Genomic DNA, 16,689 nt, shown 5'->3' with positions numbered 1-16,689 from the left:
GGTGAGTTATATTTGGTTTTTTAATTGATTTCTATGGAGAGTAAAAGAGGAGCAAATTAAAATGAGTGAATTTTGTTATGCTCCAAGATTAGAATTTAATAACTGGGATGATTTTTTTGATTTCAAAAAAAATATATGTGAATCCGGTTTGTTTAAATTAACGAAAGCACCTGTTGGTGTGGTAAGTTATGGTTTTTTTAAATCATGGTATATTAATAAAGAAACTGATGAATTATGGTGTTTAACTGAGCCTGATCCACCTTTTTATGGAGAGTGGAAAAACGTAAGTAGGGAGAGCGAAAAAACCACTTCTAATCAAGAAGGTGGTAAATAATATGAATATGTCTTATGTTGATATAAGTAATTTAAAAAAGAAATTAGCAAATAAAATAGTAACTAATTTAAGTAAAGACAAATTGCACTTCATGCGATAGCGGGCGGTGTTTTAACCGGCAATGTCAGCGGCGCGGTGGCAAGCGGCACAACCTCGGCAGCCGCACCGCACTTGAATGCGCTGGGTCAAGAGCTGGGCGAGGTGGGCAAAGCGGTATTGGATATCGGCGCCGGTATGGCGATAGGGGCGGCAAGCGGCGGCGGGACGGCAGCGGTGAGCGCAGGCGGCAATACCGATTGGCATAACCGGCAGCTGCACCCGAGAGAAATGGATTGGATACGGGATAATGCGGCAGCCTTTGCCAAAGAGCAGGGCATTAGCGTGGCAGAAGCGGAACGGCGTTTGATTGAGCGGGCGGCACAACGGGTGGATTATGCCTGGTCGAAGATGATAGATAGCCAAGATACGGCGGCGGACAGTTTTCTTTCGTCGGCTTCGGGTATAAAAGGCGATGTGCCGCCATCAAGTGCGGTGAGCTTTATCAACAGCGACGGCAAACCACAAAACCTGTTTAGTGCTTCACGCGACGAGTATTACTCTATTGGGAAATATTCGGATTTAGCTGCAAGGTATAATCGAGAAAACAATCAGTTGCTGACGAATACCCTTGTGCCGAAAGTGAAGAATAATCTTGTTTTTGAGGGGGTGAAAGACGGCGGTAATGCGCTTAGCGAGGCGGCAAGGGCAGCCTTAAACTCACCGACAGAAACCCTCCGAGGCGTCACCGGCAATTTGGCACACAGTTTATCGGAATGCTTAAAACATCCGACGGCTTGCGCAACAGAAAAATGGGCAACATTTGATAGTGCGTCAGGGGATTTACTGAGAACGCATTACAATCAAGCGGATGTTAATGCCCTATATGGCAAAGAGATGACTGCCGAAACCGCACTTGTACCGTTAGTCAGAGGCGGAACGGTGGTTGCGGAAGTGCTGCCGGCGGCAAAAGCAGGGTCAGTTGCGGTTAAATCAGTCGATAATATGCTATCACCTTTAGCGAAAGGTGTTAGTGCGAATGATAAATTGCCTGTTGTTGGAGATTCTACAGGATATTTGCTTAATGAGGTTAAAGTAAACAGCAAAAATATTACGTTAGGCAACTTTAAAGGTTCAACAGCAAATTCATTGGAAAGATTTAATAATTATTTAAGCGATGCGATTGATACTACGGCTGGCAGCGGTGTAAAAAATGCCAAGAAACCAGCAGGTGTATCAATAGAAACAGATTGGGAAAATTTAACTAAAGATGCCAAAATCACATATTCTAATGATAGACGAATTGCAGTTTTTCCATCAGGAGAAAGGGCTATTTTTAGACCTAGTAAAACAGGTCCTATGACAATTGAGTTGCAGCGTCCAGATAGAAAGAAAATTATTGAGGTCTGTTATGAAAATAATTAGAGTGGAACCTTGGTATGAATATTGTGATCCTTATCTGGATTTAAATGAAAAAGATTTTAATGTGAATGAATTTGAGCTTAATAATATAGTATCATTTTATAAAAAAATTATAAACTTTGAATGTGAGGAATATAACACTGAATTTATTCTAAGGGATTTCAAGTTTATTGATTTTCTAAATTTTGATTATGATGACGAAGCAATTATGAAAAATTATATGGAGGACATAATTTCTCAATTTAAATTTTTTTATGCTATACCACTGATTTTTGATGAAAGTGAATTTAATATCATATTAAATTATTTTAAACCAAGTGTAGTATCTAAATTAAAGTCAAGTATTTTCAATTATAATAGAGTTTTTGGTTCAATGATCTCGGATTACTCTGGAGAATTTTTTGTTATATTTAATGATTTTAAAGCTTTTTGTATTGTAAAAAATGGACATTATTTAATGAGATTCCATAATATTGAAGAAATATATATTGATAATTGGTCAAAATTAGAATCAAAAGAAATTGAACTATATGATTATGACAGAAGGGTTATAACTCAATTTCAAGCCTAAATTCAAGAATTAATTGTAGGAAAGTAAAAAGGAAAAAATTAAATTTGAACAAAACGAGTCACCGTATCATATTCAGCCAATCCCAGCAACAATTTATCGTTGTTTCGGAGCTGGCAAAATCGAAAACGCCTTCTGAGCGCAGAAGTGCGGTAGGTAAGTCTGTACGCTTTAGTGATGGTGTGTCTATCGGCGGTGATTTAATAATTGCCAGTGTGCAAGAACAATCCGGCATTTTTGCCGGGGATGACGGCTACCAAGTGGCGGTGAAGGGGCATACTGAATTGAGTGGCGGCTTAATCACCTCAACGGCACAGGCAGAATCGAAGGGAAAAAACCGTTTCCGCACAGGCACGATAGATTCTCGGGATATTGAAAACCATGCCAATTACAAAGGCAGTACGCTTGGAGTGAGTGGCGGTTTCAGTGTCGGCGGCGGCGAGAGCGCTAAAGAAGTCGGCGGCGTGAAGTTAGCTCCGCAGGGTCAAAATTATGCCCAGCAAGAGGGCGACCCGAATAGCGGTCAGGGCAAATAAAAACTACTTTAGCACCGGCACACTGACGACGGAGAATATTGAGAATCACAGTGAAGTCAGTATGCAGAGTGTCAGCGGCGGGTTGTCGACCGATATGGGCAATCTGGCGATGGCGGGCATGTCGGCGGAGATGAGCGCGTTGGGCAATGTCAGCAAAGACGACAGCACGACCACGCAAAGTGCGGTCAGCCAAAATATTAATTTGGACGTCAGAAACGGCGAAATCCCGACCGCACTTTTATATTACCCCTCCCCCCATTTTTCTTGCGAAAAATGGTACTCCCTCCGCACGCGGAGGAAGAGAAGTAAGTTTGTCAGCAATCTCAAATGCGCTTTCCTCTTGGAAAACGCATTTTCATCTTATAAGTTAGCCGGAATGATTAACAATCTTCGATAATCAGATAAACCTGTTTAATCGGGCCGTGGACGCCGATGACTTTGACCAGTTCTATGTCGGCGGTGGCACTTGGACCGGAGATGATGTTGACGCAAGACGGCATGCGTTCGCCTTGTTGGGCTTTTTGCTGCAGGACGGTTGCCAGTTGTGCCACACGCGGTAGGATCGTGCTTTTTTTCACGACCGCAATCGAGATTTGCGGCAGTAGACTGGTTGAGCGACCGCGTTCGGCGGAGGAATATAGCACGATACCGCCCGATTCGGTTAGACCGTATTCGGCGAAGACAATGCCGATATTGGCTTTTTCGGCAAAAGTGCGGTTTTGCTCGCCGGTTTCGGCTGACCAAATGTGGGTGGTATAACGGCTTTGCACCGCTTGGGTCAAGCCGAATTCGTTTAGGCGCGGATCATCGTTGAGAATCACCTCGCCGCCTTGCAGTTTGTCACACAGCTCTAAAAGTGCGGTTGCCGCTTGGGCGCGGGTGGTGACGACGCATTCCACCGCCATCACTTCGGTGGCAACCTTGATGAATTCGGCACAGCGTTGCTCATCATCCAACTCGGTCAAACGGGTGGTCGGTTGTTGCGTCACGGTTTGGTAATTGCCGACCACTTCTTGACGCAAAGGTCTGCCCAGCTGTGTGGCTAAACGGTCTAAAAATTGTTGTCTGTTTTGTTGATCTAACATAGTGTTTTCCTTGAATTCCAGTCCCACATCCTAGCGATTTTTAAACCATTGACGGAAGCTTTCGCCTTCGGCATCCGGCAAATCGCGTGCTTTGGTCCATTCGGAAATGGCGCCGATATTCAATGGGGCTTTGCCGTTTTTAATCAGCTTTTTGCTCAGTTTTGCGCCGATATTCATGCCGACTTTCCACAGTGCGGAATGATTATTAGCAAGGGTAAACATACGTACAGACAGTTTTTCCATGGTCGGGGTAATGCCTTGTTCCACCATTTTGCCGCGATGTTTCAGCAACAGGTTTGCCAGCGGAATTTTTACCGGGCAGACTTGGTTACAAGCGGTGCAAAGCGAGCAGGCATACGGCAGATCTTTAAAATCTTCATAACCGCCCAAAATCGGCGACAGTACCGAACCGATTGGTCCCGGATAAATCGAGCCGTAGCTGTGTCCGCCCATTTGACGGTACGCCGGGCAAACGTTCAAACAGGCGCCGCAACGGATACAACGCAAAATATCGTTGAATTCGCTGCCGAGCGCTTTGGAACGACCATTATCGACAATCACCAGATGAAACTCTTCCGGCCCGTCGGTTTCACCCGCTAAACGCGGACCGGTCAGCCAAGTGTTATAACTGGTCAGACGGGCGCCGACCGCACTTCGTGCCAGTAGGGTGATTAATACGTCCACTTCTTCAAAGGTCGGCGCCAAACGCTCCATGCCCATCACCGCAATATGGGTTTTCGGCAGGGTGGTGGCAAGACGTAAATTCCCTTCATTGGTAACCAAGCAAACGCTACCGGTTTCGGCAACGGCAAAGTTACAGCCGCTGATACCGATGTCTGCTTCGAGAAAATCTTTGCGGATTGCCTGACGGATAAACAGCGTCATCTCTTCCGGCGTGGCTTCGCCTTGATAGCCCAGTTTTTCGTGCAGCACTTTGCGGATTTGGTGGCGATCTTTATGAATTGCCGGCACCACGATATGCGACGGTTTGTCTCCGGCAAGTTGCAAAATGTATTCGCCTAAATCGCTTTCGATCACCTTGATATTTTCCGCTTCCAGTACATGATTCAAGCCGATTTCTTCGGTCACCATCGATTTGGATTTCACCACTTTTTTCGCCTGTTTTTCACGGGCGATTTTTTTGATGTAATCGGTGGCGTCTTGTGCGGTGTTGGCGAAATAGATATGTCCGCCGTTTGCCGTCACTTTTTCAGATAGCTGGTACAAATACGCGTCCAGATTTTGCAGAACATGGTTACGAATGGCTTTCGCTTGTTCGCGCCACTCTTCCCAATGTCCCAATTCGTCGACCATTTTTTGGCGGTTGGCGCCGATACGCTCTTGTGCCATCACCACGGCTTTGCGCATTACTTCGTTGTGAATTTCATCGTTAAGCCGCTCTTTAAACGGAATATCGCTGGTTCTTAATGACATGGTTTCCTCCTTAACGACTCATCAACACTTCGGCAATATGCATGACTTTGATCGGGCTGCCTTCGCGTTTCAGGCGACCGCCGATATTGATCAAACAACTGACATCGGCGCCGATCAGGTAATCCGGCTGCACTTCGCGGATATGTTCGGTTTTTTCCGTCACCATTTCGCCGGAAATTTCCGCCATTTTCACCGAGAACGTGCCGCCGAAGCCGCAGCAGGTGGTTTGATTTTGAATCGGCAGCAATTCCAAGCCTTGTACTTGTTGCAAGAGTTTAACCGGTTCATCGACCACGCCCAATTTGCGGAACAGGCTACAGGACGGGTGATACACCGCCTTGCCGTCCAATTTGGCGCCGACATCGGTTTGTCCGATTTTATTGACGATAAAATCGGTCAGATCATGAAAACGATCGGCAAGTTTGACCGCTCTTGCCGCCCATTCCGGTTCGTCTTGCAGATAATCGGCATAGGTTTTGATCGCATAGACGCAGGATCCCGCCGGTGCGACGATCGGGTAGTCATTGGCTTCAAAAGTGGTAATCAGGTTTTTGATAGCGGGAATGGCTTGTTTGCTATAACCGCTGTTGAGGGCGGGTTGCCCGCAACAACCCTGTTTTTCCAGAAAAGTGATGTCACAGCCGAGCTGTTCTAATAACAACACGCTCTGCTTGGCGACATTGGCTTTTAGTGCATCTGCAATGCAGGTGACATAAAAATTAACGTTCATTGATACTCCAACAAGATAAGTTGCTGCCGAATATCGGCAGCAGAAAAAACTAAGATAAAATCAGGGTTGCGACCAGTGCGGCTATAATACCGTAAATTACCATTGGAATAACGGTTTTCTTGATAATTGCGCCTTCTTGATTTTTAACATCCAACACTGAACAAACGGCGATCACATTATTAATACACACCATATTTCCCATTGCGCCGCCGACGGATTGCAGCGCCAAGGTCAACGGAATGGAAAGTGCGGTAGTTTGCGCAATCGAATATTGGATGCCGCCAAAGGTTAAATTGGATACGGTGTTTGATCCGGAGAAGAAAGAACCGATAGCGCCTAAATAGGCTGAAAAATAAGTCCAGTTCGCGCCGGTTGCCGCGGCAAAATCGCGTCCGATTGTTTGCACCATCGAATTTTCGCCGCCGACCAACATCAATTTGACCATGATCAAGGCGCCGATTAAGGCAAAAAACGGTTTTTTGGTTTGCTTAAAGGTGCTGGAGAAAATCAGTTTGCTGTCCGAAGCTTTGACTTTGAACAAGAATAAAGAAATGAATACCGTCACAATAAATGGAATCAGAGACGGTACATACAGGGTTTTATAACTGTCGCTGACGCCTTGTCCCAAAATGTTTTTCAGGGAAAGAATCAACGCGCGGCTGACTTCAAATTGCCCGAAATGACCCAGCGAAACGCTAAACCAGGTGGTGGCGTCGTTCAGTAGGGCTTTGATACCTAATTGGTGGATACGGGTGACAATCAGAATGACAATCAACATCATGGTTGGCAACATCGCTTTAAAGACGGTTGCCGCGGAAACCGGATCCTGCATGTCATGTTGCTCGCCTTTTGCCAAGCCAATGCCTTTATTTGCCAACAAAATGGAAATTAACAAGCCGACGGCGCCGCCCACTAAAGACGGGAATTCATAGTTTACGCTGGCAAGTAGCAGGTAAGGTACGGTACACGCCAGAATACACAGGTAAATAAACAGTATGTTTTTGCGGATTTCTTGCCATGTGGTCACAAAGCGTAACGCAATCACCGGAACGACTAAGCCGGCGAAGAAGTGGATCAAGGCGCTTTTATACCCGATATCCAGCAACACATCTTCCCCCAGATTCAACGGGGCAAATCCGAACCAAGTCGGCGTACCGACGGCGCCGAACGAAACCGGCACTGAGTTCATCACTAACGCAAAGACCGCAACTTTAATCGGATTAAAACCCAAACCGACCAGAATTGGCGCGGCAATCGCGGCAGGCGTACCAAAACCGGAAGCACCCTCAATCATAAAGGCAAACGCCCAACCGATAATCATTAATTGCGCAACAGGATTCGGGTTGATATTCGATAACCAACGACGCAGCACATTAATCGCACCGGAAATTTCCATCATGCGGTTAAAAAGAATCGCACCGAAAATAATCGTAACCGGCGTTTGGGTGGAAATAATCCCGGAAATCACATTGGCGTTGAGCAGGGTGAAATCTTGCTCAAAATAAGTTAATTGTAAAACATAAACCAATAAGGCGATTAGAGGAAGGGCGATGTAAGAAGGCATGCTGTTTCGTTTCACCATTAGATAGATAAGCAAAACGATCGGAAAAAGACTGAGTGTTAAAGCCATTATAAAAGTCCTTGGGTTATATAAAAAAGAGAAATGTTAAGAAATAACCATAAATATAACATTGCTATTGCAGGGTGTTATATTAATGTAATAAAAGAAAATGAATTGTGATATAGATCGCAATTTTGTGATTAAAATAGCTAGAAATGGAGTGGTTTCAACAGGTTGCTTTAAATTTAAACAATTGCACGGTAAAAAACCGCACTTTGATCGGTTTGTTATACCAAGTGCGGTTGGATAAAGGAGTACTCAATCAGTATTAGCGAGGGGTTTGTAAATACACCATTTGAGTCAGTAAATATTCTTCCAGTCCGTGTTTTCCGTCGGCACCGCCGATCCCGGATTGCTTCCAGCCGGCATGGAAACCTTGCATTGCTTCAAAGTTTTCGCGGTTGATGTAAGTTTCACCAAATTGTAAGCGGCGGGTGACATAAAACGCGTCATTCAGGCTTTCGGTATAAACCGAGCTGGTCAAGCCGAAGACGCTGTTATTTGCCATTGCAACCGCCTCGTCTAATGTGGCGAAGGTGGCAACCGGCAGCACCGGACCGAAAGTTTCTTCGTGCATGATGTCCATGTCATTTTTCACGTTGGTCAAAATGGTCGGTTCAAAGAAAAAGCCTTTTTGTTGCGGGCGCTTTCCGCCCAAATGCAGGGTAGCCCCTTGGCTGACGGCTTTTTCCACTTTGGCGGCAACGGCGTCAACCGCTCTTTTTTCGACCAGCGGCCCCATATCCAGGTTATCTTGCGCGGTTGCAGGATTGCCGAACCGCACTTGCTGCATGGCGGCAGTCAATTTGCCGACAAAAGCGTCGTGTACGTCTTGATGTACATAAACCCGCTCGGCGCAATTGCACACTTGCCCGCTGTTAATCACGCGTGAAGCCACGATGGATTTGACCGCCAGATCCAAATCCGCGTCTTTCAATACGATTGCAGGAGCTTTGCCGCCCAATTCCAAGGATACCTTGGTAATATTTTGTGCGGCGGCAATCATCACTTGGCGCCCGGCTTCGACCGAGCCGGTCAGGCTGACCAAATCGACTTGCGGATGTTGTGCCAAGTGGTTGCCGATCTCTGCGCCTGCGCCGTTGACCACGTTAAAAACCCCTTTCGGCAGACCGGCGGCATGGGCGATTTCGGCAAAAATATAAGTATTAATCGGGGTGACGCTGGAGGGTTTGATCACAATGGTATTGCCGGTCAACAGCGCCGGCCCCATTTTACGCGCGATGAGGAAAAACGGGAAATTCCACGGCAAAATGCCGGCAACCACACCGTGCGGACGTTTAAACAGGAAAATATTCTCGTTCGACCGATCACTTTGAATGATTTCGCCTTCGTAGCGGCGTGCCCATTCCGCTTGGTAATCCAGATAATCGGCGGTGAATAACACTTCCACTTGCGCCAGTTCTTTGGTTTTCCCACCTTCGGCAACAATGGTATCAGTCAATTCCTGTTCTCTTGCGCGAATGCCTTGCGCGATTTTGCGTAAATACGCACCGCGTTGCACCGCCGGGGTTTGTTCCCATTCGGTTTGCGCTTGTTTGGCGGCGGCGACGGCCAAATCGACTTCGGCGGTTCCGCCTTTCGGCTCGTGCGCGATCACTTCTTCGGTTGCCGGGTTTAACACATCACGATAAATTCCGTTAAAATCAGTAACAAATTCGCCGTTAATATACATTGCTAGTTTTTTGACTGCTGAGATTGTCATAGGCACCTCGCTAGGTTGATAGGAAAAGAAATGGTGTAAAGCGTTTCAAATATAACCTATTTTCAGTATCAATAAGGTGTCAAAGTTCACAAAAACAACAATTAATTAGCAAAAAAGTAACATTTTATCCGTATGATAGCGTTAGCCGAAAAAATCAAGGCGCCAAATAGCGCCTTGATAATGAGGGAGAAGAGGTCATTAAGGCAATTTCACCAATGGCGTTTCCAGCACGGTAATTTCGCGATCACCTTGAATATCAGCGATAGCTTGTGCCGCTTTCTGTACCGCTTCTTTGCTGTCCAAAATGGTGAAAGTCAGATCGAATTTTTTAGTTTCACCGGCTTTGATTTTCGGCACTAAGCCTAGATCGCGTTGGTATTTGCGGTTATACGCGTAGCTGGTGCCCGGTTCGATCCCGGTGACATAGCCTTGTTTCAAGGTGTCAGTGTTTTTCCACATGGTCAGCACCGGCAATTGTTCTACGTCAAACCCGACGGCGATACCTTTATCACCGGCTTTGTTTTCCAGCATCGCTAGCGTTTTGCCGTTGGCATCGGCGTAAGGCACGATGTTATACACGGTTTCATCATAATCAACGGTTGGACCGGCATATTGGTTCCAGGTTTTCATTTCGCCGACGGCACGTTGGTTAAACGGTGAAACCTCTTTGATTGCGGCACTGAATTTGGCGCCGTCTTCCAACAACGGTTGTCCGTAGTTGCTGTGATAAATGATTTGGTATTCGTTTTCATAATCGCCCAGATTGGTCAGTTCATCGTGCAATGCAAACGATTTTTCGCCCGGTACCACACTCAAGCCCGCCCACACTTCATAGTCGTTTTTCTTGAAGGTTTTCTCATATACCGAACCTTTGACCGTAATGGTGTAAGGCGCTTCGTCGGCAATATCGACAATTACGGTTGAAGCCGGGGTGTTACCGGCGCGACCGTGCAGACTGAGCAACTGTCCGTCATCGTCAATTCCCGGATGTCCGGTCCATTCAAAGCCGCAGCGCACCATCATTTCATTAAAGCCGTCCAGCCAGCCCAAGCCGTTGCGGCTTTCCAATTCGATAAAAGCAGGGTTGACGATTTCTTTTACCGGCGAATCCCAGCCCAAGCGGATATCACCGCTCTTGACTTCGAAAATATCCATACCACGCGTTGGAATCAGGGTAATTGTCATCACTCCGTTATCGATATCAATCACGCGCACGCCTTCTTGTTTGCCACCGTGTAGCACGCGTTGTTTGACACTAAACGTTTTGTCGATCCCCAACGCTTTATTATCAATACTCCAATTCCCCACATCCGTGCCGGCTTGGGCATCTGTGATAACAAACTCTTTAGCGATTGCCGGGGTGGCTAATAAGGAAAGCAAGGTGATTGCAATAAGTGAACGCTTCATAATAATGACTCCTTTTGGGTTTGGTGAATTGCTTTATACATAAGAAAAAACGATTAAGCTGATTTAATTGTAGTCAATTTTGTCAAAATAAAAACTGCCACTGCTCTATTTGGTGAGGTCGATCACAGAAAATCGAATAATCGCAGACGAGAGGATCAAACTCGCTGTGCGTTTTAGCGTGCTTCAGATGAGAATTTCCATTTTAGACTAGTCACTTAGTGGAATAAGGGCTAAAATAACCCTCATTTTTAGGCAAAGTGCGGTTATTCCGTGCGCTTTCACATAGACAAAAACCACAGGCAAATTAAGATGATTGATCCGAATTTATTGCGCAATAATCTGGCAGAAACTGCTGAAAAACTAAAAATCAGACGAAATTTTAACTTGGATACGGCGAAAATCACCGAACTGGAAGATCAGCGTAAAGCGTTGCAGGTGAAAACCGAAACCTTGCAAGCGGAGCGTAATGCCCGTTCGAAAAGTATCGGGCAAGCGAAAGCGCGCGGGGAAGATATTCAGACGTTGCTGGCGGAAGTCGATTCAATGGGCAATGAATTGGAACAAGCTAAAACCGCACTTGAGGCGGTACAGCGCGAATTGCAACAAATCGCGCTGAACATTCCGAATATCCCGGCGGACGAAGTGCCATTGGGGAAAGACGAGCAGGATAATTTGGAAGTGTTGCGTTGGGGCGAGCCGAAACAGTATGATTTCACGGTGCAAGATCACGTCACACTGGGTGAAAATGCGCAAGGTTTGGATTTTGGCGCCGGTGTGAAACTGGCGGGGGCGCGTTTTGTGGTGATGAAAGGGCAGATTGCTAAATTGCACCGTGCGTTGAGCCAGTTTATGTTGGATTTGCACACCGAACAGCACGGCTATTTGGAAACCTATGTGCCGTATTTAGTCAATCATGAAACCCTATACGGCACGGGGCAATTACCGAAATTCGGCGAAGATCTGTTTCATACTGCCGCGCTGGCAGGCGAGCAGCCGTATGCGTTGATCCCGACTGCGGAAGTGCCGGTGACGAATTTGGTGCGCGGTGAAATTTTAGACGAAGAGCAACTGCCGATCAAAATGACGGCACATACGCCGTGTTTCCGCTCCGAGGCGGGATCTTACGGACGTGATACCCGCGGTTTGATTCGTATGCACCAGTTCGACAAGGTGGAAATGGTACAAATCGTTGCGCCGGAAAAATCGATGGACGCATTGGAAGAGTTAACCGGGCACGCGGAAAAAGTGTTGCAACTGTTGGGCTTGCCTTATCGTAAAGTGTTGCTGTGCAGCGGTGATATGGGCTTCGGTTCAAGCAAAACCTACGATTTGGAAGTGTGGCTGCCGGCGCAAAATACCTACCGTGAAATTTCCTCTTGTTCCAATATGTGGGATTTCCAAGCGCGCCGTATGCAAGCCCGTTGCCGAATGAAAGGGGATAAGAAAACCCGTTTGGTGCATACCTTGAACGGCTCGGGTTTGGCGGTTGGACGCACTTTGGTGGCGATTTTAGAAAATTACCAACAAGCCGACGGTTCAATTGCGATCCCAAGTGTGTTGCAACCGTATATGGGCGGATTGGCGTTTATCGGCAAGTAACAGACCGCACTTTTCAGGAATAAGCCTCCCTCCGCTGGCGGAGGGAGGGAAATTGAAGGGAAACCTCAATATTTTGTTCAATCTCAATAAACTACCAACTATATTTCAATTCCACTCCACCATTAAATTGTGATTTAATCACATCACCGTGGCCGTAGCCGCCTTTGAGGGTGATATTGACATGTCTGCCCAAACCGAAAATTGCCCCCAATTCGCTTTCCATACGGTTTTTGAATAAATCGGCACGTAGGGCGTTGCCATCGGCATAGAGTTCCGCCTTATTATTTATATTTGCCACATAATAAAGTGCGGTATAGAGTTTCACGCCGTTGCCTTGTTCAAAGCCAAAGGTTTTATCCAACATAATGCCACTGCGTGTTTGCCAGAAATCAAGGGCTTTGCCGTGAATTGGCGTTTGATTCAGCGAGTAGTCAACACCATTTAAGCGGTAGTAACTGATTTCAAGCGATGGTTGAACACCGATACTGCCGAATTCCCAACGTTTACCTAAACCGAATGAGGCAATCCAAGCATTTTGTTTCAAGGCTAATTCCGAACGGTTCAGCGTGGTTTTCAAGTGGTTATAACTCAGTACCGCACTTAAGTAGGCTTGGTTATCGAAGATCACTTTATTATATAAGCTGAACGCATGGTTTGTGCTTTTGCCGTTTTGGTTTTCCGAGAACGTATTTTGCCCCTTGCTATGGGTAAATGCCGCGCCAAATAGCCAGTTGCCGCCATCGAAAGCGGTTGCTTTGTCAGCACCGAGCTGTTGGCTGTAAAGTTCTTGCTTATAAGTGCGGTAATCATCACCGGTGTAGCGCATACCTTCGCGATCAATATTCGCCCAAAGCCCGCTATTTTCGACATTTAGGCGAGAAATATACTGGCTTAACAAATTTTGTTGCTTGGTCAAGAGATTAATGCTCGCCGCTTGGGAGGAAAGTGCGGTATTGGCATTTTGGCTAATCCAATCATTTTGTTTTGTTTCTGGCTGTGCCTGTGTTTCGGTAGCGGCGTCGGCAGCGGCTTGAGCTTCCGCAGCAAGGCGCGCTTGCTCTGCGGCGTCGGCAGCAGCTTGAGCTTCCGCAGCAAGACGGGCTTGCTCTGCGGCGTCGGCAGCGGCTTTGGCTTCCGCAGCAAGGCGCGCTTGTTCTGCGGCGTCGGCAGCGGCTTTGGCTTCCGCAGCAAGGCGCGCTTGCTCTGCGGCGTCGGCAGCGGCTTTGGCTTCGGCGGCAAGGCGCGCTTGCTCTGCGGCGTCGGCAGCAGCTTGAGCTTCCGCAGCAAGGCGGGCTTGTTCAGCGGCGTCGGCTGCGGCTTTTTCTTGTGCAATAAGTTCCGGGATTAAGGCGTTATAGAGCACAAAACTATTATCACGCTGTTTTAATTGATAACGGAATGCGCCGAGATCAAGGTGTCCATTGAGTAAGCTTGCATGTACTTTGCGCCAATCTTGCGCGGTATTATTCAAGGTGAGCAATGGCAGGTTCGAGTGGCGCCTTGCCACTGTCTTGTAGGGCTAACACATAGTTGCCGCTAGCCAAACCATTGACAATCACCTTATCGCTTTGCATATCGGCAAAGGTGCTGTTTAATTCAAAGCGCCCGTCGCCAGTTAAATTGCCATTAATGGTTAAGGTGTTAAAATTGCCGCTAGGTATGTCGCCGTTCAGTTTTACCACGGCGCCGTTGACCGCGCTGAGATTGCCAAGCGTGCTATCGCCGTGCAGTGTCCAAGCGGCGTCTTTTTGCAAGACCACTGAACTATCGCTTGCCCCCTGAATATTGCCTTGATAATTCGTTTTGCCTAAATTTAAAGTTGCTTGAGCGGCAAGGGTAATATTGCCTGTTACTTGTGCGTAAGGCAAAGCATTATACAGTGCCTCGCTTAGTGGATTTTGATTACAACTGACCGCGCCGTTAGCGTCACTGCGAATACACTGCCAGCTGTTATCCCAGCCTTTTTCCCCTTTGCTATAGCCTAAACTGACACGGCTATTAGCTTCCGCCTTGATATCGCCCTCCAGATTGGCATAGTTGCCCAGTTGTAGTGTCGCGCCTTGTGTAGCGGTAAAAGTGGTGGCTTTAAAGTGTCGGCTGACCCAATCATCGTCAATCACAACATTGCCGGCGTGGGGCGTTGGGTAACCGGAGAGCAATAGCGTGCCGTTATCGACTTTGATTTCGCCGTTTAAGTTACTGCCGCCGGATAAGGTATAAATGGATGAAGCGGTTGGCGCCGTATAGCTGAAATTGAGGGTACCATTGGGTTTTGTCTCGTCGGTTTCACCCAACATCCCTTGGTACATGGCTTTATTTTTGGCTTCCAAATAAACACGGATAGCGTGGTCTTTATCGGTGCCTAAATATTCCCAACGATCGTTACTGGCTGCATTCGGAAAGTACCAATAAGTCGGCGTTTTTAAGCGAAAATATTGAATAGTGCCATTACGTTGTGGATATTGATAAATAGTACCGACAATTCCTCGATATGGGGCGCTCCAATTATAAATAGTATAATCGGTATCGCCGACCACATGAATAGTAGCCGCTTTTTCCGCATTATGATTCACGATCTGCGCACCGTTATCGACGTTATGAATGCGTTCGAAGGTGAGATCATTGCCGTTGACATCCAAGCGTCCGCCGCGGTAGCCGAAATAGATATTGTCAGGGTTGACTTGCTTGCCGTCAGTCAAAACCACGGTCGGACGACCGCTTGCCAACCGCACTTTGTCAAAGGCTTGTACCGCACCGCTCTCGTCCGCTTGTTGGGCTAAAATTATGGTGCCGTCACCCGCACTCAAACTGCCTGAGTTTTTGCCTTTGGCTTCAATTTTTAGCGTGCCTTCACCGATTTTATGTAAAAAATCATTTTCAACTCCGTTGACTTTCCATGTAACGGTTTTGTCTTTGGCGATAATTAAACCGGCGCCTTGCCAAGTCTGGTGGCTTTCAGGCTGCACAGTGTAATTATTATTAAAGGTCAATCCGCCGGCACCTTGGTTAATGCTGTCTTTTAAAGTAATGGTGGCGCCGCTGCCGTTCAGGTTAATATTTTTACCGGCGTTCATGGCGTGGTTGTAACCGCCGCTATAGGCGTCGCTTAAGGTTTCATCTTTGATGTGCGATGTCCAATTTTTATCGGTTTGGGCAAAAAGTGCGGTTTTATTATCGGCATTTTTTGTCCAAGTCAGATCGGCGTTATTTTCCACCGCGGGATCCGTGTCTTCGTTGTAGCGGGCTTGGTTAAAATTCGGTAGGTAAGCAGCCCAGGCAGAAAATTTATTGTCAGGGGTGGCATTGTTAGCCATGCCGCCGATTTGAAAACCGACCAAGATCCATTGTTTGGTTTGCGTATCCCAAGCATAAAGCGGAGAGCCGCTATCACCGGCGCCGGCATAGCTCGTTAGCGGACTGTAATCGGTATTGTCATACAATCCGCCGTTATCCGCCCAAACCGTATCGGCATTACCTAAACGGTAGAGGGGCGTGACGGTGCCGCCAATCAAATAATTATACGGAGCTGAAAGAAACGTAACATTCCATTCGGGATCGCGTAGATATTGCGTGCCGCTGCCCGTACGGTATAACGCGGTAAAGCGGTTTTTATCGGTGTATCCAATATAATTTAAACCAAGGAGGTTTGCGGGAGCGACTTCAGTCACGTATTTATGCAAACGCGGGGCATGATAGTCAAAATTATTTTCCGTATTGTTGCGATCCACCATAAGATAGGTATGGCGTAAATAATCCGGATTATTGCCCGTACCGCCAAATTGTAAACTGGTATAACCGGTATTGTGTTTGACACTGCCTGAATATTGCGGAGCAACCAAGGTTCCGACGCCATTGGTACTTGCCGAACTAAAATCTGCCATGGGGGCATTATTCAGCGTACCAACCACTTTGCCGTCGTTATCGAAAATAGGCAAATTGAGTGCGCCAGGCGTAAATTGCCCTTTATTTTCGCCGAAATCACGATAAGTCTGGTAAGGAATATCGGTACGAACGACAGCCGCATAAGGCGCAGTGCATGTAAAAAAAGCAATAATCGAAGCCGAAATCGGGGTGAGTTTAAATGACATTCAAGAAACCTATAGTTAAAAAATATAATGGAATTCCGTTTCGAGTCACAAGGTTGCGACTGAGCGTTACATTTTTCCGATAGAAAAACGTGGTAATTCTACAAAG

The 16,689-nt window shown here is 46.8% G+C and carries 14 protein-coding genes; 6 read left to right on the top strand and 8 right to left on the bottom strand.

Going from position 1 to position 16,689, the window contains the following annotated elements; genetic code table 11:
* The first annotated feature begins 61 nt into the window (after positions 1-61).
* From ACWA50_RS10645 to ACWA50_RS10625, 5 genes are all read left to right on the top strand, one after another.
* Positions 62-334, top strand: a complete 273-nt coding sequence (locus ACWA50_RS10645; protein ID WP_431052363.1) for a hypothetical protein — start codon at positions 62-64, stop codon at positions 332-334.
* 135 nt (positions 335-469) lie between these two features.
* Positions 470-1,795: a hypothetical protein gene (locus tag ACWA50_RS10640; protein WP_431052361.1), complete on the top strand. Its 1,326-nt coding sequence runs from the start codon at positions 470-472 to the stop codon at positions 1,793-1,795.
* On the top strand, positions 1,782-2,363 hold the full coding sequence (locus ACWA50_RS10635; RefSeq protein ID WP_431052359.1) for a hypothetical protein: 582 nt from the start codon (positions 1,782-1,784) through the stop codon (positions 2,361-2,363). Before ACWA50_RS10640 ends, ACWA50_RS10635 begins: the two co-directional genes overlap by 14 nt.
* A gap of 44 nt (positions 2,364-2,407) precedes the next feature.
* The gene (locus tag ACWA50_RS10630) at positions 2,408-2,896 is read left to right on the top strand and encodes an ESPR domain-containing protein (RefSeq protein ID WP_431052357.1); all 489 of its coding nucleotides are present in this window, start codon (positions 2,408-2,410) and stop codon (positions 2,894-2,896) included.
* Positions 2,853-3,293: a hypothetical protein gene (locus ACWA50_RS10625; RefSeq protein ID WP_449343101.1), complete on the top strand. Its 441-nt coding sequence runs from the start codon at positions 2,853-2,855 to the stop codon at positions 3,291-3,293. The genes ACWA50_RS10630 and ACWA50_RS10625 overlap by 44 nt, the downstream gene beginning before the upstream one ends.
* On the opposite strand, the gene ACWA50_RS10620 is transcribed toward ACWA50_RS10625, so the two are convergent.
* The 6 genes from ACWA50_RS10620 to ACWA50_RS10595 all read right to left on the bottom strand — a co-directional run bounded on the left by ACWA50_RS10620 (position 3,277) and on the right by ACWA50_RS10595 (position 10,896).
* Positions 3,277-3,981 (bottom strand): LutC/YkgG family protein, encoded by a 705-nt coding sequence (locus ACWA50_RS10620; RefSeq protein WP_431052354.1) that lies wholly within the window; start codon positions 3,979-3,981, stop codon positions 3,277-3,279. The genes ACWA50_RS10625 and ACWA50_RS10620 overlap by 17 nt on opposite strands.
* A gap of 30 nt (positions 3,982-4,011) precedes the next feature.
* Entirely contained in the window at positions 4,012-5,415 is a 1,404-nt protein-coding gene (locus tag ACWA50_RS10615; protein ID WP_431052352.1) for a LutB/LldF family L-lactate oxidation iron-sulfur protein, read from the bottom strand.
* Positions 5,416-5,425: 10 nt separating this feature from the next.
* Positions 5,426-6,145 (bottom strand): (Fe-S)-binding protein, encoded by a 720-nt coding sequence (locus ACWA50_RS10610; protein ID WP_431052350.1) that lies wholly within the window; start codon positions 6,143-6,145, stop codon positions 5,426-5,428.
* Positions 6,146-6,194: 49 nt separating this feature from the next.
* Positions 6,195-7,775, bottom strand: coding sequence for an L-lactate permease (locus ACWA50_RS10605; RefSeq protein WP_431052348.1), 1,581 nt, complete (start codon positions 7,773-7,775; stop codon positions 6,195-6,197).
* 259 nt (positions 7,776-8,034) lie between these two features.
* On the bottom strand, positions 8,035-9,489 hold the full coding sequence (gene aldA, locus ACWA50_RS10600) for an aldehyde dehydrogenase (RefSeq protein WP_431052346.1): 1,455 nt from the start codon (positions 9,487-9,489) through the stop codon (positions 8,035-8,037).
* Positions 9,490-9,687: 198 nt separating this feature from the next.
* Positions 9,688-10,896 carry an aldose 1-epimerase family protein gene (locus ACWA50_RS10595; RefSeq protein WP_431052344.1) on the bottom strand — a complete coding sequence of 403 codons (1,209 nt, stop codon included), beginning with the start codon at positions 10,894-10,896 and terminating at the stop codon, positions 9,688-9,690.
* A gap of 309 nt (positions 10,897-11,205) precedes the next feature.
* On the opposite strand from ACWA50_RS10595, the gene serS reads away from it, so the two are divergent.
* The gene (serS, locus tag ACWA50_RS10590) at positions 11,206-12,495 is read left to right on the top strand and encodes a serine--tRNA ligase (RefSeq protein ID WP_431052342.1); all 1,290 of its coding nucleotides are present in this window, start codon (positions 11,206-11,208) and stop codon (positions 12,493-12,495) included.
* Positions 12,496-12,586: 91 nt separating this feature from the next.
* On the opposite strand, the gene ACWA50_RS10585 is transcribed toward serS, so the two are convergent.
* Entirely contained in the window at positions 12,587-14,002 is a 1,416-nt protein-coding gene (locus tag ACWA50_RS10585) for an autotransporter outer membrane beta-barrel domain-containing protein (RefSeq protein WP_431052340.1), read from the bottom strand.
* Positions 13,959-16,583 (bottom strand): S6 family peptidase, encoded by a 2,625-nt coding sequence (locus tag ACWA50_RS10580; RefSeq protein WP_431052338.1) that lies wholly within the window; start codon positions 16,581-16,583, stop codon positions 13,959-13,961. The genes ACWA50_RS10585 and ACWA50_RS10580 overlap by 44 nt, the downstream gene beginning before the upstream one ends.
* Positions 16,584-16,689: the final 106 nt, after the last annotated feature.

This window comes from Testudinibacter sp. P17/SS/0325 (assembly GCF_053570765.1).
This window is presented reverse-complemented; position numbering and strand designations above follow the sequence as displayed.

Coding starts and splice junctions, on each gene's coding strand:
- ACWA50_RS10595 (WP_431052344.1), bottom strand. CDS start 10,896: ATGAAGCGTTCACTTATTGCAATCACCTTGCTTTCCTTATTAGCCACC.
- ACWA50_RS10605 (WP_431052348.1), bottom strand. CDS start 7,775: ATGGCTTTAACACTCAGTCTTTTTCCGATCGTTTTGCTTATCTATCTA.
- ACWA50_RS10645 (WP_431052363.1), top strand. CDS start 62: ATGAGTGAATTTTGTTATGCTCCAAGATTAGAATTTAATAACTGGGAT.
- ACWA50_RS10620 (WP_431052354.1), bottom strand. CDS start 3,981: ATGTTAGATCAACAAAACAGACAACAATTTTTAGACCGTTTAGCCACA.
- ACWA50_RS10625 (WP_449343101.1), top strand. CDS start 2,853: ATGCCCAGCAAGAGGGCGACCCGAATAGCGGTCAGGGCAAATAAAAAC.
- ACWA50_RS10615 (WP_431052352.1), bottom strand. CDS start 5,415: ATGTCATTAAGAACCAGCGATATTCCGTTTAAAGAGCGGCTTAACGAT.
- aldA (WP_431052346.1), bottom strand. CDS start 9,489: ATGACAATCTCAGCAGTCAAAAAACTAGCAATGTATATTAACGGCGAA.
- ACWA50_RS10580 (WP_431052338.1), bottom strand. CDS start 16,583: ATGTCATTTAAACTCACCCCGATTTCGGCTTCGATTATTGCTTTTTTT.
- ACWA50_RS10610 (WP_431052350.1), bottom strand. CDS start 6,145: ATGAACGTTAATTTTTATGTCACCTGCATTGCAGATGCACTAAAAGCC.
- ACWA50_RS10635 (WP_431052359.1), top strand. CDS start 1,782: ATGAAAATAATTAGAGTGGAACCTTGGTATGAATATTGTGATCCTTAT.
- serS (WP_431052342.1), top strand. CDS start 11,206: ATGATTGATCCGAATTTATTGCGCAATAATCTGGCAGAAACTGCTGAA.